The sequence below is a fragment of the Bacillus gaemokensis genome, from assembly GCF_001590835.1.
GTDB classification, from domain to species: domain Bacteria; phylum Bacillota; class Bacilli; order Bacillales; family Bacillaceae_G; genus Bacillus_A; species Bacillus_A gaemokensis.
The window spans coordinates 817,038-836,581 of the sequence record NZ_LTAQ01000001.1; the positions used below are offsets into that span (position 1 = coordinate 817,038).

At 37.3% G+C, this 19,544-nt stretch carries 22 protein-coding genes and 2 other annotated features; of the genes, 7 read left to right on the forward strand and 15 right to left on the reverse strand.

Annotated elements, in window-relative coordinates:
• Positions 1 to 25: 25 nt before the first annotated feature.
• Positions 26 to 565 carry a CvpA family protein gene (locus AZF08_RS04320; RefSeq protein WP_033672839.1) on the reverse strand — a complete coding sequence of 180 codons (540 nt, stop codon included), beginning with the start codon at positions 563 to 565 and terminating at the stop codon, positions 26 to 28.
• Between the two features lies 1 nt (position 566).
• Positions 567 to 836 (reverse strand): cell division protein ZapA, encoded by a 270-nt coding sequence (zapA, locus tag AZF08_RS04325; protein WP_002088902.1) that lies wholly within the window; start codon positions 834 to 836, stop codon positions 567 to 569.
• A 124-nt stretch (positions 837 to 960) separates the two neighbouring features.
• Between zapA and rnhC the strand changes: the two genes are divergently transcribed.
• Together rnhC and AZF08_RS30685 are read left to right on the forward strand one after the other, a co-directional pair.
• On the forward strand, positions 961 to 1,899 hold the full coding sequence (gene rnhC, locus AZF08_RS04330; protein WP_033672840.1) for a ribonuclease HIII: 939 nt from the start codon (positions 961 to 963) through the stop codon (positions 1,897 to 1,899).
• Positions 1,900 to 2,207: 308 nt separating this feature from the next.
• Entirely contained in the window at positions 2,208 to 2,348 is a 141-nt protein-coding gene (locus tag AZF08_RS30685; RefSeq protein ID WP_162177845.1) for a hypothetical protein, read from the forward strand.
• Between the two features lie 103 nt (positions 2,349 to 2,451).
• Here AZF08_RS30685 and AZF08_RS04335 read toward each other — a convergent pair whose 3' ends face one another.
• The 6 genes from AZF08_RS04335 to AZF08_RS04360 form a co-directional block, all read right to left on the reverse strand.
• A complete protein-coding gene (locus tag AZF08_RS04335; RefSeq protein ID WP_063177237.1) occupies positions 2,452 to 2,586 on the reverse strand; it encodes a YuzL family protein in 135 nt (44 codons plus the stop codon).
• A gap of 105 nt (positions 2,587 to 2,691) precedes the next feature.
• A complete protein-coding gene (gene asnS / locus AZF08_RS04340; protein WP_033672841.1) occupies positions 2,692 to 4,083 on the reverse strand; it encodes an asparagine--tRNA ligase in 1,392 nt (463 codons plus the stop codon).
• A 50-nt stretch (positions 4,084 to 4,133) separates the two neighbouring features.
• Positions 4,134 to 4,385 (reverse strand) — a binding site (T-box leader).
• A 71-nt stretch (positions 4,386 to 4,456) separates the two neighbouring features.
• Positions 4,457 to 4,798, reverse strand: a complete 342-nt coding sequence (locus tag AZF08_RS04345) for a hypothetical protein (RefSeq protein ID WP_033672843.1) — start codon at positions 4,796 to 4,798, stop codon at positions 4,457 to 4,459.
• Between the two features lie 141 nt (positions 4,799 to 4,939).
• A complete protein-coding gene (gene pheT, locus AZF08_RS04350; RefSeq protein WP_033672844.1) occupies positions 4,940 to 7,360 on the reverse strand; it encodes a phenylalanine--tRNA ligase subunit beta in 2,421 nt (806 codons plus the stop codon).
• 18 nt (positions 7,361 to 7,378) lie between these two features.
• Positions 7,379 to 8,413 (reverse strand): phenylalanine--tRNA ligase subunit alpha, encoded by a 1,035-nt coding sequence (pheS, locus tag AZF08_RS04355; RefSeq protein WP_033672845.1) that lies wholly within the window; start codon positions 8,411 to 8,413, stop codon positions 7,379 to 7,381.
• Between the two features lie 44 nt (positions 8,414 to 8,457).
• Positions 8,458 to 8,685 (reverse strand) — a binding site (T-box leader).
• 33 nt (positions 8,686 to 8,718) lie between these two features.
• A complete protein-coding gene (locus AZF08_RS04360; protein ID WP_033672846.1) occupies positions 8,719 to 9,483 on the reverse strand; it encodes a TrmH family RNA methyltransferase in 765 nt (254 codons plus the stop codon).
• A gap of 114 nt (positions 9,484 to 9,597) precedes the next feature.
• Between AZF08_RS04360 and sspI the strand changes: the two genes are divergently transcribed.
• From sspI to AZF08_RS04380, 4 genes are all read left to right on the forward strand, one after another.
• Positions 9,598 to 9,807, forward strand: coding sequence for a small acid-soluble spore protein SspI (gene sspI, locus AZF08_RS04365; protein ID WP_033672847.1), 210 nt, complete (start codon positions 9,598 to 9,600; stop codon positions 9,805 to 9,807).
• Positions 9,808 to 9,997: 190 nt separating this feature from the next.
• A complete protein-coding gene (locus AZF08_RS04370; protein WP_033672848.1) occupies positions 9,998 to 10,555 on the forward strand; it encodes an HD domain-containing protein in 558 nt (185 codons plus the stop codon).
• Between the two features lie 403 nt (positions 10,556 to 10,958).
• Positions 10,959 to 11,675: a CPBP family intramembrane glutamic endopeptidase gene (locus AZF08_RS04375; RefSeq protein WP_033672849.1), complete on the forward strand. Its 717-nt coding sequence runs from the start codon at positions 10,959 to 10,961 to the stop codon at positions 11,673 to 11,675.
• A 230-nt stretch (positions 11,676 to 11,905) separates the two neighbouring features.
• A complete protein-coding gene (locus AZF08_RS04380; RefSeq protein WP_033672850.1) occupies positions 11,906 to 12,271 on the forward strand; it encodes an ammonia permease in 366 nt (121 codons plus the stop codon).
• A gap of 38 nt (positions 12,272 to 12,309) precedes the next feature.
• Here AZF08_RS04380 and AZF08_RS04385 read toward each other — a convergent pair whose 3' ends face one another.
• A complete protein-coding gene (locus AZF08_RS04385) occupies positions 12,310 to 14,064 on the reverse strand; it encodes a DHA2 family efflux MFS transporter permease subunit (RefSeq protein ID WP_033672851.1) in 1,755 nt (584 codons plus the stop codon).
• Positions 14,065 to 14,076: 12 nt separating this feature from the next.
• Positions 14,077 to 14,730, reverse strand: coding sequence for an HlyD family secretion protein (locus AZF08_RS04390; protein WP_033672853.1), 654 nt, complete (start codon positions 14,728 to 14,730; stop codon positions 14,077 to 14,079).
• A gap of 296 nt (positions 14,731 to 15,026) precedes the next feature.
• Here AZF08_RS04390 and AZF08_RS04395 point away from each other — a divergent pair, with 296 nt between their 5' ends.
• On the forward strand, positions 15,027 to 15,644 hold the full coding sequence (locus tag AZF08_RS04395) for a TetR/AcrR family transcriptional regulator (RefSeq protein ID WP_033672854.1): 618 nt from the start codon (positions 15,027 to 15,029) through the stop codon (positions 15,642 to 15,644).
• Positions 15,645 to 15,682: 38 nt separating this feature from the next.
• Here the strand turns inward: AZF08_RS04395 and AZF08_RS04400 are convergent, their stop codons facing one another.
• The 5 genes from AZF08_RS04400 to rpmI all read right to left on the reverse strand — a co-directional run bounded on the left by AZF08_RS04400 (position 15,683) and on the right by rpmI (position 19,538).
• Positions 15,683 to 16,768 (reverse strand): M42 family metallopeptidase, encoded by a 1,086-nt coding sequence (locus AZF08_RS04400; RefSeq protein WP_033672855.1) that lies wholly within the window; start codon positions 16,766 to 16,768, stop codon positions 15,683 to 15,685.
• Positions 16,769 to 16,837: 69 nt separating this feature from the next.
• Entirely contained in the window at positions 16,838 to 17,329 is a 492-nt protein-coding gene (locus tag AZF08_RS04405) for a dUTP diphosphatase (RefSeq protein ID WP_033672856.1), read from the reverse strand.
• A 320-nt stretch (positions 17,330 to 17,649) separates the two neighbouring features.
• Positions 17,650 to 18,672, reverse strand: coding sequence for an alcohol dehydrogenase AdhP (gene adhP, locus AZF08_RS04410; RefSeq protein ID WP_033672857.1), 1,023 nt, complete (start codon positions 18,670 to 18,672; stop codon positions 17,650 to 17,652).
• A gap of 271 nt (positions 18,673 to 18,943) precedes the next feature.
• Positions 18,944 to 19,300 (reverse strand): 50S ribosomal protein L20, encoded by a 357-nt coding sequence (gene rplT / locus AZF08_RS04415; RefSeq protein ID WP_033672858.1) that lies wholly within the window; start codon positions 19,298 to 19,300, stop codon positions 18,944 to 18,946.
• 37 nt (positions 19,301 to 19,337) lie between these two features.
• Positions 19,338 to 19,538 (reverse strand): 50S ribosomal protein L35, encoded by a 201-nt coding sequence (rpmI, locus tag AZF08_RS04420; RefSeq protein ID WP_001125945.1) that lies wholly within the window; start codon positions 19,536 to 19,538, stop codon positions 19,338 to 19,340.
• Between the last annotated feature and the right edge of the window lie 6 nt (positions 19,539 to 19,544).

Below are 19,544 nucleotides of genomic sequence, written 5' to 3' on the forward strand. Positions count from 1 at the left end.
ACTCCTCTTTCCGAAAAAAGAGAAGTTATACTCTGCTACCAGTCTGCCATAGTTCCTTCACCTTTTCAGAAAGAATAGGTGTATCGTCTACAATTATTTTGCTAATCGATGATTTTTGTAATGGTGTTTGTATTTGTTCAATTGGAAGTATTGTTCCAACAATAATTAAGACGAACAAAATAATATACACTTCTAAAAAGCCAAGCAGTGCCCCAGCAAATGCATTCACTTGCTTTAAAACTGGGATTTCTGTAAACATATTCAGCAAATTTCCAAGCAATGAAAGTGCGATTTTTGTAATAATAAATAATACGATAAACGCAATTGCTTGATAGAACACTGCTTCAATATTATTCACATCGATCCATTCTGGAACAGATACGTTCTTATCAAATGGATACGGAATAAATTTTTCAAGTGCTGGTGCTAAATCTTTGCAGTACCAGTATGCAACAAGGTATGCGATAATAAAGCTTGTTAACTTTACAAGTTGCAAGACAAATCCTCTTCTTAATCCGAGGAAAAATCCCATAACAAGCAGTAAAATGATAATAATATCAATCATGTTATTCCATTCCTTTTTGTGTCATACTTTCTTTCAATTTCTCATGTTCTTCTTTTAATTTTATGTAATCGTGTATGACGTTTACCGCCGTCAATACCGCTAGTCTACTCGTATCAAGCGAAGGATTCTTGGCATTGAGTTCGCGCATTTTATCATCCACAATCGCTGCTACCATGCGGATATGACTTGTACTTTCATCGCCAACAACTGAATATTGTTGACCATAGATTTCTACATTAATTCGACTTTTATTTCCCTTTTGTTGTGACAACTCACCGGCCTCCAATCACGTACAGAATCCTAAAGTTTATCATACCATGAACCATCATAATATGGAAACAGAAAGAACAATCCGATATGATAAAAATAACAATATAAAAAAAGGAGCGACCACTTTGTCAAATTCTATCGTAATACAAACAAGTTCTGCAACAATTGAAGACATGCAGAAGCAATATAAACAAGCAATTAGCCCGAAAGTTCCGCAAGGCGGTGTGTTTATGGCGAAAGTCCTATCTTGTACCATTACGGCCTATAAATCCGGTAAAGTAATGTTTCAAGGCATTCGTGCTCAGGAAGAATCTGCACGCTGGCAAAATGTTTCTCAAGCACCTAAAGCACCTAGTAAAAAAACAGTACATGCACATCGTTTTGCGCCCCCATCTTCTATCGGCACAATGTCTATTCTTGGGTCGGATGAGGTTGGTACTGGAGATTACTTTGGACCGATGACGGTTGTTGCTGTATATGTAGATGCAAAACAAATTCCATTGTTAAAAGAACTTGGTGTAAAAGATTCCAAAAACTTAAATGATGCTCAAATTACTGAAATTGCAAAACAACTCCTTAACGTTGTGCCATACAGCTCTCTCGTTCTGCATAATGAAAAATATAACGAGCTTTTCGACAAAGGAAACAACCAAGGTAAACTAAAAGCGCTCTTACATAATAAAGCTATTACAAACTTACTAGCAAAGATCGCGCCGACAAAGCCAGAAGGCATTTTAATCGATCAATTCACGCAGCCGGATACCTACTATAAATACTTAGCAAAGCAAAAACAGGTACAGCGCGAAAATGTGTACTTTGCTACAAAAGGTGAAAGCGTCCATTTAGCAGTTGCTGCAGCTTCCATATTAGCTCGCTACTCATTCGTAAGACAATTTGACGAACTAAGCAAAAAAGCTGGCATGCCACTTCCAAAAGGAGCAGGCAAACAAGTTGATATCGCCGCAGCTAAATTGATCCAAAAACTAGGGAAAGAAAGACTTCCTGAGTTTGTGAAACTTCACTTTGCCAATACGGAAAAGGCGTTTCGTTTATTGAAAAAATAACTACTTTTTAGTATCGACAGGATATGGATGAACTAAACAAGGCGAAAAGAATTGTGTTCTTTTCGCCTTGTTTATTCCCGAGCAGGCAAAAGATGCTCTTGTCTCCTCTCTTCAAATACTTGGATTTGTTCATTTAACTTAGATTGAATATCTCACAAGGTAGCAATTTGCTCCGTAACATCTTCTAATATGGATGAACATACGCAAAGTACTACATGACACAAAAAATACAAAAATCATTTCAAAAAAATAATACTTATGGTAGGTTTAAATTAGAAAAATTCGCCTAAAAAGGGAGTCGAAAGCTAATGAATCGACTTAAAGCAAAGAAATCATTATATATCCTTGTACATCTCATTGTACCTCTTGCCAATTTTATTATCTCCGTTATTTTGGGCGCCTTTTTCACTTCTAAATCTTCATTAGCCTACTATGGTTTTTCTATTTAGATCGTCTAGACAAAGATATAGAAAAAATTGTAAAATAAATTGAAGATAAGAAACGGAAAACGATATAAAGAAGAGTAGTCCGCATGACTACTCTTCTTTATATTTAGCTTCGTTTTTGCTTCTTATTTGAGGAAGATACTTTATAAGAACCCGTTTCGTGTGTAGTCGTTCCTTGTCCTTCCACTTCTGGAGAACCAAGGCCCGATCTAGAATGATCTGTTTTTACTTTTTTACCCAATGTACTCACCTCCAAGGTTACTTTTTACTTAGAGGTTAGAAACTATGCAGGAGAAGGACATAACAAAAAAAAGCGAGAGGATCCCCCCCTCGCTTTTTTCATATCTTAAAACTCCGCAGAACCTGGAGTTCTTGGGAATGGAATTACGTCACGGATGTTTGCCATACCAGTGATGTACATTAGGAAACGCTCGAAACCTAGACCGAATCCAGCGTGTTTTGTACCGCCATATTTTCTAAGTTCTAAGTACCACCAGTAATCTTCTTCATTCATGCCTAATTCTTTAATACGATCTACTAAAACATCCATTCTTTCTTCACGTTGGCTTCCACCGATTAATTCGCCGATGCCAGGAACTAGAAGGTCAGTAGCAGCTACTGTTTTACCGTCATCGTTCATACGCATGTAGAATGCTTTAATGTCTTTTGGATAGTCTGTTACGAATACAGGGCGTTTAAAGATTTCCTCTGATAAGTATCTTTCGTGCTCTGTCTGTAAGTCAATACCCCATTCGACTGGGTATTTGAAGTCTGCACCTGATTCTTGAAGCACTTTAATTGCTTCTGTGTATGTGATGCGACCGAAGTCTGAATTGATTACGTTGTTCATACGCTCTAGAACTGTTTTATCAACAAAGCTGTTGAAGAATTCCATTTCTTCTGGTGCATGTTCTAATACGTATTTCATTGCATATTTCAGCATATCTTCTGTAAGATCCATTACATCACCTAATTCAGCAAATGCAATCTCAGGCTCAACCATCCAGAACTCAGCTGCGTGGCGAGTTGTGTTTGAGTTTTCCGCACGGAATGTAGGTCCGAATGTGTATACATCGCGGAACGCTAATGCATAAGCTTCAGCATTAAGTTGTCCACTTACTGTTAAGTTTGTTTCTTTACCGAAGAAGTCTTTTGATTCATCAACTTGTCCATCTTCACCTTTTGGCACATTGTTCATGTCTTGCGTTGTTACGCGGAACATTTCGCCCGCACCTTCTGTATCACTACCAGTGATAATTGGTGTATGAACGTGTACAAATCCACGCTCTTGGAAGAACTGGTGAATCGCAAACGCTGCGATAGAACGCACTCTGAATGTTGCAGAGAATGCATTTGTTCTTGGACGTAAATGAGCGATTGTACGTAAGTATTCAAACGTATGACGTTTCTTTTGTAGTGGGTAATCAGAATCTGATAATCCCTCAATTTCAATTTTGTCCGCTTTGATTTCAAACGGTTGTTTTGCGGTTGGTGTTGCGATAAGAAGTCCCTCAATTGCAACTGAAGAGCTTAGTGGAAGCTTCGCAATTTCTTTAAAGTTTTCTAGTTCTGTATCAAAAACGATTTGAACGCTCTTGAAGAAGCTACCATCGTTTAATTCAATGAAACCGAATGCTTTTGAATCACGTAGATTACGGATCCAACCCGATACTTTTACTTTTTGATCAACATATTTTTCTGTATCTCTATACAGACTTTTTACTAATGTGTTTTCCATATTGAATTGCTCCTTTTCCTATATTTAAATACAAAAAAACCTTTCATCCATAAAGGGACGAAAGGTTAAACTTCGCGGTACCACCCAATTTGTCATAAAGACCAACTTTAACTCGTATGTATTACATACTTCCCGGTTTGTAACAGGCCGGCTTCCCGTCTAAGCCTACTCTTGAATGCAAGATTCAAATTCGGTTAGCAACTCCAAGGTGTTCTTCACATATACCGCCTCATCAGGCTCTCACCGTCCCTGACTCGCTATGGATTATAGTATATACTACTTTTCCTTATCATCGTCTTTCATTTTGTTAAACTAAAATTAATGTACTACATTCGCGGGAAAGATGCAAGTTGTCCTATTGATAAAGTGAAACTTACCACTCTCGCCATTCTTCAGTTATATCTTCTTCTACTTCCAATCCTGCTATAGATGCGGCTTCTACAATAAATTCATACAACTCTTCTCTTTCTAATGTCTCAATGAAAAAATCGTATCGTTCATTTAATTCATTCAAACTAACTACAACTTTTTCTACGCATTCCATAATTTCTTTTTCAGTCGCCCTTTCCGTAATCTTTTGTAAATCTCTTACATAGATATTTAAGACTTCTGATGTCGCTTCGATATTTTCATTTGTGAAAATTTCGTCTCCATCATTCATTCTAAGTTTCCATTCCATTGTTGGTTTACGCTCTAATAATCTTTCAAACTTCATTTTATACCTCCGCTAATACAAAACTTTATTTTTTCTATTTTATACACCATGTATTCAATAAACAATAACTTATTTCCCTTAAACAAAAAAGAGAAGATATCCTCCCAATAATGGGATGATATCTTCTCTTATGTTCAAAGATTATTTACGTAACTCCGCACCAAATTTCTCTTCTACTACCGCTAATACACGGCTATGTGCTTCTGTTACTTCCTCGTCTGTTAATGTACGTTCTGGATCGAAATAGTTCATAGAGAATGCAAGTGATTTCTTGCCTTCTTCCATTTTTTCACCTTCGTATAAGTCGAATAGTGTTACTTCTTTTAGAAGTTCTCCGCCTGCTTCAGCAATTACTTGCTTCATTTCGCCAGCTTTTACCTCTGTCGTTACTACAACTGCCATATCACGTGTCATAGATGGGAAACGCGGAATTGCTGAGTAGTAAGTATCTTCTACATCTGCAGCAAATACTTTTACAAGAGACAATTCAAATACGAATGTATCTTTCAAATCTAATTGTTTTTGCGTTTCTGGGTGTAGTTGGCCGATGAAACCAATTGCTTCTCCGTCTAGTAAGATATCAGCTGTACGTCCTGGGTGCATACCTTCACGTTTTGCTTGTGCATATGTGATGCTGCTTGTAACGCCAAGTACGTCGAATAATCCTTCTAATACACCTTTTGCAACGAAGAAGTCTACAACTTTCTTCTCACCTTGCCATGCATGGTGAAGAGCAAGACCTGTCATAACACCAGCAAGATGTTGTTCTTCTTTCGGAAGTTCACCTTCTGCTGTTGGTAAGAAGATAGAACCTACTTCGTATAATGCAACACTGTCGTTTTTACGAGCATTGTTATATGAAACTGCTTCTAACAATTGTGGTACTAAGCTTAAACGAAGTTGGCTACGTTCTTCACTCATTGGAAGTGCCAGATTCACAGGCGCTTTTTCGTTCGGCTCAATCATATATTGTTTTGCTTTTTCAGCACTTGTTAATGAATACGTGATTGCTTCATATAAACCAGCACCTTCTAAGAAACGACGTACTTTACGACGTTTTGTTTGTGCCGTAGTTAATTTACCACGCGTCATTGTACCTGATGGTAATGTAACTGGAATATGATCATAACCATACAGACGACCTACTTCTTCTACTAAGTCTTCTGCAATTGTAATATCAGGACGACGTGCTGGTACATTCACATGGAATGTTCCTTCTACTTCTGTGAATGGGAATTTCAAGTTTGTGAAGATTGTACCCATTTCACTAGCAGAAATATCTGTACCTAGTACACGGTTTACTTTTTCAGCTGTAACAGATACTGTACGCTCTTGTACTTGTAAGCTATCAACTTCTACTACGCCTTCTAACGCTTCACCGCCAGCATATTTCGCCATTAAAGCAGCTGCATGTTGAATTGCTTCAAATGTACGCGTTGGGTCGATTCCTTTTTCAAAACGTGCACTCGATTCACTACGAAGACCTAAGTCTTTTGATGTGTGGCGCACTGTTTGACCTGCAAAGTATGCAGACTCGATTAGAACGTTTACTGTATCGTTATCAACTTCAGATTCAGCTCCGCCCATTACACCAGCAACAGCTAATGCTTTTGTGCCGTTTGTAATAACAAGGTGATGATCATGTAGTTTGCGCTCTTGATCATCTAATGTTGTAATGCTCTCGCCTTCTTTTGCAAGACGAACAACGATTTCTTTTGAACCTAATTTATCGTAGTCAAATGCATGTAATGGTTGACCGTATTCAATTAGAATATAGTTTGTAATATCAACTACGTTGCTAATTGGACGAATGCCAGCTGCCATAAGGCGTGTTTGCATCCACATTGGTGATGGACCAACTTTTACGTTTTTCACCATTTTCGCGATATATAATGGGTTTTGTTCTTTTGCTTCTACACTTACAGAAATGTGATCAGATGTTTTTTCTGCTATTTCTTGTAAGTTTGCAGCTGGAAGTTTTACTTCACGACCATAAATCGCAGCCACTTCATATGCAACACCTAACATATTTAAGCAATCTGCACGGTTTGGTGTTAAACCAAGTTCAAGTACTTCATCGTGTAAGTTTAAGATTTCAAGTGCATCTGCACCAACTTCTGCATCACTTGGGAAAATGAAAATACCGTCTGCATATTCTTTCGCAACTAGTTTCCCATTAATACCAAGCTCTTGCAGTGCACAAACCATACCGTGAGAAGCTTCGCCGCGTAGTTTTGCTTTTTTAATTTTGAAGTTACCAGGAAGAACAGCGCCAACTTTCGCAACCGGTACTTTTAAACCTTTTGCAATGTTAGGAGCTCCGCAAATAATTTGTACTGGCTCTTCTTCCCCAATGTCGATTAGACATTTGCTTAACTTATCAGCTTCTGGGTGTTTTTCGCATTCTAATACGTGACCAACTACAACACCTTTTACACCTTTATTTAATACTTCAATGCCTTCTACTTCAATACCACTTTTCGTGATTTTATCTGCTAGTTCTTGTGCTGTTACATCTTTAATATCTACATACTCTTGTAACCAACGATATGATACGAACATACTTATCCTCTCCTTCCCTTACGCTCGTTTGAATTGTTGTAAGAAACGTACATCATTTGTATAGAAATGACGAATGTCATCAACGCCGTATTTCAACATTGCAATACGCTCTGCACCCATACCGAATGCGAAACCTTGATATTCTTTTGAATCATAGCCAGCCATTTCAAGTACGTTTGGATGAACCATGCCCGCACCTAAAATTTCAATCCATCCTGTTCCTTTACAAGTGCCGCACCCTTTGCCGTGACACATCATACAAGAAATATCCATTTCTACAGATGGCTCTGTGAATGGGAAGAAACTTGGACGAAGACGAATTTCACGATCTTCACCGAACATCTTTTTCACGAATACTTGTAATGTACCTTTTAAATCACTCATACGAATGTTTTTGTCGATTACAAGACCTTCAATTTGCATGAATTGGTGTGAATGCGTCGCATCATCATCATCACGTCGATACACTTTACCAGGACAAATAATTTTGATTGGACCTTTTTCTATATTCTTTTCCATCATGCGTGCTTGCACAGAAGATGTATGTGTACGAAGCAATGTTTCTTCTGTAATGTAGAAAGTATCTTGCATATCACGCGCTGGGTGATCTTTCGGTAAGTTTAATGCTTCGAAGTTGTAGTAGTCTTTTTCTACTTCTGTTCCTTCAGCTACTTCATATCCCATACCGATAAATACATCTTCGATTTGTTCAACAATCGCTGTTAACGGATGATGACACCCTGTTTCTACAGGACGCCCTGGTAATGTTACATCTATTGTTTCAGATGCTAATTTCGCTTCGATTACTGCTTTTTCTATATTGTTAATTTTGTCTTCTAAACGCGTTTGAATTGCTTCACGTACTTCATTTACTAATGCTCCCATACGTGGACGCTCTTCTGCTGATAATTTCCCCATGCCGCGTAATACTTCTGTAATTGGGCCTTTCTTCCCTAAATAGGCAACGCGTACATCGTTTAAGCCCTTTAGCTCTTTCGCTTCTTCAATCAGCTCTAACGCTTTTTGCTTTAGCTCTTTTAAACGTGCTTCCATTTGGAACCCTCCTAATGTTAAAAATAAAAAAACCTCGCTCCCTAAAAAGGGACGAGGTAAATTCGCGGTACCACCCTAAATTGACAGAACAAGTCTGCCCACTTAATTGTTATAACGGCTTCTTAGACCGGAACGCCTTTACATATATATGGTCCTGGCGTCAACTCCAGAGGTGAATTCACTTCCGTCTACCATAAGAATGCTTTCAGTCTACGGCATTCTCTCCCTATATGGCGATTTTGCAAGCTACTCTTCTCTATCAACGTTTTTTAACTATTTCACTTCCACCTATTATAAGAAGTTTTTTATCGATTCGCAACCGGGCTTTGTAAATAATACGTTAAAATCCCAGCAGCAACCGCAACATTTAATGATTCTGCCCCACCGTAAATCGGAATATACAAGTTTTGATCACATTTTGTAAGAATCTCTTGGCGTACACCATTTCCTTCGTTTCCTACAATTAATGCGAAACTTCCTGTCGGCGCGACTTCGCCATAAGGAACTCCATTTTCAAGAGCTGTACCGTATACAGGGACATTCTTTTCTTTCAATTTATCTACCCATTCTTCTAAATTCCCTTTTACAATCGGTAAATGGAAGATAGAACCTTGCGTTGAGCGAAGTACTTTACTATTATAAGCATCAACGCATCCTTCTCCAAGCACAACGGCCTGAATACCAGCTGCATCTGCTGTACGAATAATCGTTCCTAAATTACCTGGGTCTTGCAGACCATCTAATAACAGAAACTTTCCATCTGTAAGAACAATTTCCTTTTCATGCTTCTCACAAACAGCAAATACACCTTGCGTCGTTTCTGTTTCACGAAGTACCTTTACAATCGCTTCAGGCACAATATACATTTCAACATCAGCAACCGTCCAATCTTTCGGAAGGTCTGTCTGATCTGAGACGATAAGCTCTGTTACAACTCCTGCTTTTAAAGCTTCCTCCACTAAGTGGAATCCTTCTACAAAAAATAGTCCTTTTTGATCGCGCTCTTTTTTCGTTTGCAGCTTTTTCCACTGCTTCACGCGCGGATTTTGTACTGAATCAATATTTTTCATTCTATGCATTCCCTCTCTTCTTGTATTCTCATTATAGCCTATTTTTTATACATATTTACACTAAAAAGAACAAAAACTAACGTCAGTTTCAATTCAGAAGAAGAGGTGAAAGTGATGAGCTTTAATTTACGCGGTGCTGTATTAGCAAATGTATCTGGAAACACACAAGGGCAATTACAAGAAACAATTGTAGATGCAATTCAAAGCGGTGAAGAAAAAATGCTTCCAGGACTTGGCGTTTTATTCGAAGTCATTTGGAAAAATGCAGATGAAAATGAAAAACATGAAATGTTAGAGACACTGGAACAAGGGTTAAAAAAATAAAGAATAGGAAGTCACCTTAGCGTGAGTTAGGGTGACTTTTATGTTAGCGATGAATTCCTCAAAGTTCTCTTTCCTAAACATTTCTACTTTACTAACACAGGCATGATGAAGTAAAATAGTCAAAATATATTTACGGCAATCTTTTTGGTTTCCATCATACACATCAATGAATAAAAGGAGTGGATATTTTATGCGTCATATCACACTTGAACAAATTTTCCAACATCACATTACACAAAAATATATAAACCGTTCCGGAATGGTCCACGCGATCGCTGTCGCTTACCATGCGTTTCACTTAGCAAAAAAATATCACGTTTCAGTCGATGCAGCGACAAAGGCTGGTTTTCTTCATGATGTAGGACATTACACATGGTATCGTGATGGAGAATGGGACTATGAATTGTATAAAAAAAATGATATACATGCCATTAAAGGAGCGGAAAGAGCACATAAATTGCTAATTCGATTAGGAGAACACCCGAAGCAAGCAAAGGAAATTTCTGTTGCAATTCTTCTGCACACAGATTCCTTCCTATTAGAACAAACACTTGAAAGAACAACTCTACAAAATATTATTAAGTGGGCGGACGAAGCAGATGAAGAACCAGGCGGAGCACATCACTATCGAACAATCTCTTATGAAAAAGCATTGCAAGCAATTCAGCGATTGGATCGAATGGTAGATCGTGAATTACAAACACAGCAATCGAAATCCAATAAAAAAACAGAGCAAATTTATCAATGAATAAGAGGTATTACTACATAGCGATACCTCTTTTATTATTTTACAACAACTTCCTCATTTCACACTTTTCAGTAATCTGTTTTCTGCTCTCCTTTACAACTGATGTGACTGCGGGAGTAAAAGTACTTTTTGTAACACTATCGTTTCATTTTCCAATACAATCCCAAACGGCTAGCAGTATATCATCCATGCATTCTTCTTGCGGACGTTTAAAGAAATGAAATGCTTTTGAATACTACCTTTAGTCCACCGTATCAATCAATAGCGAAATATAGTACTTTTTCTTTTCTTAATCATTCATTTCTCACTTTAAATATCTGATTATTATGCAATATCGGACAATGACATCTTGAAATTAAATATGTATAATTTTATATATAAATACAAAGAGAGGATTCAGTATATGCAATCAACTACACAACTTACATATGGTCAAAAAAAATCTATGTCATGGGGACAATTTATCGGTTCCGCTTTATTCGCCTTTTTTGGAACAGGAATCATTAGTGGTTTATGTATATTACTCCCGCTTACGATTTATAGCGAAGGCGTTACGGACAAAAAAACAATCGCTCTATACGAGTCCCTTGGAAATACCGCAAATACCTTTTTACAGCTACTCATCTTATTGCTATTCATCTACAAATACGAACCAGCGAAAAGACTATTATCAGCAGCTTTTAATTTCCAAGCACTCAAAAAGGTGAGTACTTACGTATACTTACTTCTTTTCTTTGCTTTAAATATCGTCTTAAATTCATTTATCATTACACACCTGTTTCCAGATGCAACCGAGCAGCAATCCTCCGCTTTAAACTTGGATATTTTAAAACAGTATCGAATGCTATTGATTTTCGGGTTTGCAATATTTGCCCCTATCTTTGAAGAACTTATTTTCCGCGGAATCATACTTCGTTTCTTCTCACAGCGCTTTCCATTTTGGATTGCAGCAATCGGAACGAGCTTACTTTTCGGGATTGCTCATACGTACTCACCAGGCGTAATGCTTGTAACTTTCATTATGGGGATGTTAATGGCTGTATTATGCAAAAGAACAAATTCGATCCTTCCAGCAATGTTATTTCATATGATGAATAATACATTGGCGTTTTTATCGTAAAAAAGAGGTATCGCTGTGATATGCATCCTAATAGTTAGACCAAAAATCTAACTATTGGGGTGTTTATTTGGGTTAAATATAATTTTGAATTAAAACTGCGTATTGTTGAAGAATATCTTAATTCGTTTCCCTATCGCTCATTTCTATCAAAATTTATATATTTCTTAATAATATCCAAAATAAACCTCCTGTTATAAAATATAACTTATAAATTAGGAGGAAATTACAATATGCAAATTTTAAGCTTTCTATGGGTTTTCTTTATGCCCGTACTTGTATCCTGTGGAATAGTTGGTGGAATTTATTTAGTCATAGCAGGAATCATGTATCGAAAGCTACTTGTTATCACAATGGGAATTATTTGTTTCTCATTCGTCGCTATGCCTTTTATTTTCTGGGGAATGGGGATAGATGGTGATAAGATCTTACCAATTCCAACTGTCCTGTACTGGATTCTCTTCGCTTTATCTGGTTTATTAGCAGGTAGAAGCGGAATACGTAATCAAATTAAGAGCATTCGCAACATGGGGATTATTATTTTTTCTATAGGACTATTGGGAGCTATTTTCTATCAAATGATGTCTTTACCGATGTAACTTCTTTAGCATATAAGAACACAAAAAAAGCAGAGAAATTAATTCCCTGCTTTTCGGTTCGGCTTATTGCCTGATTGTAAGAAGAACGATAACACCCAAGCAATACCTGCTAATATTGTTGCAATTAAGAATGCATCGTTAATACCATTGATCGCAGATAACTTCGAAATTTGTCCGAATAATAGTTGTGAGCTCATCGCATCTCCAGCTTGTGCTGATCCAGCTACAGCTGCTAAGCTTTGTCCCATTCCGTGTACTTTATCAACTAAAATTGGATTTGTCTGAGTTAGCATGTTTCCATAATCTGCGACGTGATTGGTTGTTTGCTGCGTCATAATTGTAATTAAGATCGCTGTACCAATTGAACCAGCTACTTGTCTTGACGTATTTTGTGTTGCTGTACCGTGAGAAATTAATTTCATCGGTAGCGCATTCATACCCGCTGTCATAATTGGCATCATAATGAATGACATCCCAAATGAACGAATAATATAATCTGTCATAATGACACTGTATGGTGTATCCATTGATAGCTGTGTAAATTCATATGTTGCATATGTTGTAATAGCTAATCCCACTATCGCTAATGGACGAATTCCATACTTATCAAATAACTTCCCTGCAATCGGTCCCATAATCCCCATAATTAATGAACCTGGAAGAAGCAATAGACCTGATTCAATTGGCGTAAAGCCGCGAATATTTTGCAGGTATACTGGAAGTAATAACATCCCGCCAAATAGCGCCATCGTTACAATTGCGTTAATTAATAAAGTAAAAGTAAACGTTGGATATTTAAACACATGTAAATCAAGCATTTTATTATCCGTCGTTATTTCTCTCCAAATGAATAACGCTAAACCAATCACACCAATAATAAGTGAAATAATAACTTCTGCACTACTCCAGCTGTTATTTCCCGCTTCACTAAATCCGTACAATAAGCTCCCAAGGCCAATACTTGAACTAATTACGCCAAACATGTCAAGCTTCGTTTTGGAAACTGACTGCGCTAATGTAAAGAATTTCAAAGCTAATAGTGTAATGATTAAACCAATGACAAACATTGCGTAGAACATTAAGTTCCAGCTGTAATTTTCAATAACCCAACCTGTTACAGTTGGTCCGATAGCTGGCGCTAAAATCATCGCCACACCAAGTAATCCCATTGCTGCTCCGCGCTTATGCGGCGGAAACAGAGTCATGAAAATATTCATACCAACTGGCATTAAAATACCAGCACCAACCGCTTGAATTACGCGCCCTGTCATCATCATTGTAAAGTTTCCTGATAACGCGCAAATGATAGAGCCTACTGTGAAGAACAGCATAGCCGCTACAAACAATTTACGATACGTAAACCTGGAAACTAAGAAGGCACTAATTGGAACTAAAATCCCATTCACAAGCATAAATCCTGTAATTAACCATTGTGCAGTTGAAGTTGATACATTGAATTCATTCATTAATGGAGGTAAGGCAACATTAATGATTGTTTGGTTTAAAATCGAAACGAACATACCGAAAATTAATACCGCTACAACTGCTTTTACATTTACATTCGCTACCGGCAATTGTTTTTTCGGTGTTTCTTGCTCTAGTGTTTCCTGTTTTGGTGCTTCTAACTCCAATACATTTGAAACCTCTTGTTCTGGCTTCTTTGTTTCTATCTTACTTACGGCTGGGACTTGTTCTTCTCCCGCGTTCGTTTTTTTCTTTCTTAAAAGACGATTTACAAGGAAGAAGACGATAATACAAAATAATGCATATCCTACTATTAAAACTGAGGACATTTCATCTCCCCCTTACTTATGAATACGAACTGTCACATTCATTCCAGGAACAATATTTACTGATTTGCTATGATCTAAAGAAACTTTAACTGGTACAACTTGTGTCACTTTCGTATAGTTAGCTGTCGCATTGCTTGATGGCAGCATAGAGAACGTATTTGCTGTTGTTAATCCAACCTGTTCTACTTTTCCTGTTAATGTTGTGTCAGGATATGCATCTACATATACATCTACTTCTTGACCTTTTTGTACATCATCAATATCTATTTCTTCAATATTTGCTGTTACCCATAAATCACTCATATCATACGCATATGCAATCGGGTTACCTGCTCCAACGAACGCATTTGTTGTTGCATTTGATTGAACAACCGTTGCAGTCTTCGGAATTGTTACATCTATCGTTTGCTCACCATTTGGACCTTGTGCAGAAACGGCACCTAATTTATCATTTTCATTGTAGTTCTTACCTACTTCTGCTTTCCATTCTGTTAGCTTACCTGCTACTGGTGATGCAATCGGGATTACTTTCCCGTCGATTTTTGCATTTTCTGTTTTTAAATAGTTTTCAGCTTGATTGTAGTAGTAATAACCGCCAATACCACCGCTAACTAATACAATTAATGTGATAATATTAATAATCACCATTCTTCGAAACTGATTCATTGCTTTCCTCTCCTTATATCGCATATAATTTTTTCTAAACTATTTCCACTCCTTTTGTTTATACTGTTTAATTGTTAATTATATTAACCATTAAACAAAAAAAGCACACCTTTTGCCATGCAAAACCATTCTTTCCCTGCATGTGCGTGGTGCTGTTTTCTAAAGGAATATCGTTTATAATTATAAATAATTATTTCGAATCTACAACCGACAATTTGGGTATGAATGTCGTTTAACCAACACTAAACTATATATGTGTTGGTTAAGTTAATAAAATTCAGCAAGGAGCAGTAAAAATGTCTATTAAAAATACAAATGATCCGCGTGTAAAACGAACGAGACAGCTAATACAGGATGCTTTTGTCGCTTTAGTAGGCGAAAAAGGCTTTGAGAATGTAACAGTGCAGCACATCGCTGAGCGTGCTCCTGTGAACCGTGCTACATTTTATAGCCATTATCATGATAAATACGATTTATTAGATAAAAATATAGAGGAAATGCTAACAACGTTAACTGAAATAATTAAACCTAAGAAACAAAAGAAAGAAGATTTTCAGCTTACCTTTGATTCTCCACATCCAACTTTTCTAGCATTATTTGAACACATCGCTGAGAATGCTACCTTTTACAATGTAATGCTCGGAGACAAAGCAGCCGGAAATTTTTCTTATAAAATGATGAAAACCATTCAAACACATTTAACGTTAAGTCTGTCTATTTCACAGCCAGACGATGAAGAACTTATGGTTCCGCGGGATATTCTGATTAGTTATGTAACGGGGGCACATATCGGAATGATTATGTCTTGGTTGAAACGAGGCATGATCTATACCCCTCACTTTATGGCGATGCAGCTCACGCGTTTAATTATTTTAGGAGCACATACTGCCGCTGGATTAGAAAGGCCTTTTTAAACACAAAAAAGCGAAGGGACATCCCTTCGCTTTTTTTATTAGTTAAATGTAATATTATGTACAGTTTCTTTATCTAGACGTTTGATAACTTCTACAATAAGTTTCACTGCATTTTCATAATCATCACGGTGTAGCATTGCCGCATGAGAGTGAATGTAGCGAGTTGCAATTGTAATTGCCATAGACGGGATTCCGTTTACAGAAACGTGAATTGCTCCTGCGTCTGTTCCGCCACCAGGTACGAAATCATATTGATATGGAATTTTTAATTCATCCGCAACATCAATTACGAATTCACGAAGACCTGTATGTCCAATTACAGATGCATCATATAAAATGATTTGTGGTCCATCGCCCATTTTACTTTGCGCTTCTTTATCTGTTACTCCTGGTGTATCACCAGCAATACCAACATCTACTGCAAACGCGATGTCTGGTTTAATATAATGTGCAGATGTTTTCGCGCCGCGAAGACCTACTTCTTCTTGTACAGTTCCAACACCATAAACAACGTTTGGATGCTTCTCATCTTTTAATTGTTTTAATACATCAATTGCAATTGCACAACCAATACGGTTATCCCAGGCTTTTGCAAGCAACATCTTTTCATTATTCATCACTTGGAATTCAAAATACGGTACAACTTGATCCCCTGGTCGTATGCCCCATTCCATCGCTTCTTCTTTACTAGAAGCACCGATATCAATGAACATGTCTTTAATATCAACCGGCTTTTTACGAACTTCTGCTGGTAAAATATGCGGTGGTTTTGAACCGATTATACCTGTTACATCCCCTTTGCGCGTTACAATTGTTACACGCTGTGCAAGCATAACTTGTGACCACCAGCCACCAACCGTTTGAAAACGAAGAAAACCTTTGTCATCAATTTGCGTAATCATAAAGCCAACTTCATCTAAATGGCCAGCTACCATGATTTTCGGACCGTTTTCTTCCCCTACTTTTTTCGCAACTAAACTTCCTAAATTATCTGTAGAAATTTCACTTGCAAACGGTTCGATATACTTCTTCATTACTTCACGTGGTTCGCGTTCGTTACCTGCAATGCCACGTGCATCTGTTAATTCTTTTAGCATTGTCAATGTCGCGTCTAATTTTGTCATTGCCAACACCCTCCTTTTTCTTCAGTCACTTTATTATACAAAAGCAAATTGAAATATTCAAAAATCAACTTAGTATCCTTGCGTTTGACGCTGATGATTCACTTCGTTTTTATCTAAATACGCTTTTTCAATTTCTTCTTGGCCAAATTCAAGAGCTTGTCCAAGGCGAAGGTAGCTTGTAAATAGTTCGATATAATTTGTAATAGACGGTTGATCTGTAAAGCGAATCACTTTCGCATATGTGTCTAAGAAAATTTCAACTTGTGTTTTATTCGTTTGTGCACATTTATAAAACAGGAAATTTTTATCGATTCCTAAGTCAATCCCAATTGATAAAATAAAATGTAATCCATCTACATATTCTTCAAGTATAACTTCACGCTCAGCTGCTGGCTTTTTACTCCAATATTTAAAGCAACGTGTTTCATTTGCCAGTTCTCCAATTTCAACAAGTAAAGCTAACATTTTTTCTTTCAGTAATTTTTTCGGTTGTAACTCATGTTCTTTCACAATACGGTCATCTAATTCTTTTTGTAATTTAAATAGTTGTAGTAAATCCATTCTATTCTATTCCTCCTCCAACATCGCATAAAAAAACAATGTTGTTTCATCTCATATTAATTGTAATACTTATAAATCAAAATCCTCTATCTCTTATTAACAGGACAGCTTCCTATACCTCTATTAAATAGCTTGTCCCTAAAACATTAATACGTTTCATTCATTTTCTACATACGATGAACGTTGTATATCATCTTTCCATTATAGCAGTGTCGTTTCTACTAGGAAAGCCACCTTTCTGTATGATTGAACGACAGTAAAAAAGCCAGAGGAAGCTCCTCCGACTTTTTACTATATATTCTTCTATATCGTTACAACTTTTATATTGATTTTGTCATATCCAGCACAACACGTCCATTAATCTTTCCTTCTTCCATTTCGGTAAAAATCTCATTAATTTCATGAAGGTGACGTGTTTCTATAATTGCTTTCACCTTTCCTTCTGCACCAAATTGGAGTGCTTCTTGTAAGTCTTTACGTGTTCCAACGATAGAGCCCACAATTTTCACCGCGTTTAGTACGGTATCAAAGATCGGCACTTCCATCATTTCTGGTGGTAAGCCTACCGCTACACATGAACCGCCGCGGCGAACTGCACGATACGCTTGATCAAATGCTGGTTTAGATACCGCTGTACAAATAGAAGCGTGTACGCCATTTACCTTTTCATGAATCCAAAGCGGAGCATCCTCTTTTAATGGATTTACAACTAAATCTGCACCGAGTTCTTTTGCGAGTTCAAGTTTTTCATCAACTGTATCAACCGCTACTACGTGTAATCCCATCGCTTTTGCATACTGCATCGCTAAATGACCTAACCCACCAATTCCAAAAATCGCTACCCATTGTCCGGGTTTCGCTTCTGATACTTTTAATGCCTTGTAAGTTGTAACACCTGCGCAAAATAAAGGAGCCGCCTCCACAGAACTTAAGTTTTCTGGTACTTTCACGACATAATCAGCTGCTGCGATGCAATACTCTGCATAACCCCCATCAACGGAGTAACCGGCATTATGCTGATCCAAACAAAGTGTTTCACGACCGGATAAACAGTATTCACAATGTCCACATGCTGAATATAACCATGGTACACCAACGCGATCCCCTATTTTAAGATGAGTAACCCCCTCACCTACTTCTTCCACAATCCCAACACCTTCATGCCCTGGAATTAATGGCAGTTTCGGCTTTACTGGCCAATCACCGTGCGCTGCATGTAAATCTGTATGGCAAACACCACATGCTTGAATATGTACAAGCACCTCATTCATTCCTGCTTTTGGCCTTGGGACATCCTTTACCTCTAATTTCTCTCTAAATTGGTTTACGACAGCTGCTTTCAAATGAACTCCTCCCTCACTCGGTTTTTGAAAAGGTTTTCATTTACATATTAGTACAATGTTATACCTAAATCTACCATTTATTTAAAAATTTTCAAAAAAATCTATGTAATATTATATCGAAAAAGCTAGAGGATTTTCCCATAGCTCTTGACACATTATATTAAGATTCTTTTTTCATATCGATAACAATACGTCCGTTAATCTTTTCCTCTTCCATTTCGGTAAAAATAAAAAAACCTCAGAAGAAAATTCTTCTAAGGTTTTTGAATAATTAGTTTAAGTTGTTTTTTGCAACTGTTGCTAATTCAGCGAAAGCTTTTTCGTCATGAACAGCTAAGTCAGCAAGCATCTTGCGGTTAACTTCGATACCAGCAACTTTTAAACCGTGCATTAAACGGCTGTAAGAAAGACCGTTAATACGAGCAGCTGCGTTGATACGAGTGATCCATAATTTACGGAAGTCACGTTTCTTTTGACGACGGTCACGGAATGCATATAGTAAAGATTTCATAACCTGTTGGTTAGCAACCTTAAATAATGTATTTTTAGAACCGTAGTAACCTTTTGCTAATTTTATAACTTTTTTACGACGTTTACGAGTAACCGTACCACCTTTTACTCTTGGCATAATATTACCTCCTATTTGTTCTATATATCAACCGAACTTATTTTAAGTTGTCAAGCATTTGACGAATGCGTTTGAAGTCACCAGCGCTTACTACACCAGCTTTACGTAGTTTACGTTTAGCTTTTGTAGATTTGTTAGCGAATAAATGGCTTGTGTAAGCGTGTGAACGCTTAAGTTTACCAGATCCAGTTTTTTTGAAACGCTTTGCAGCGCCGCGATGAGTTTTTTGTTTAGGCATAGGTAT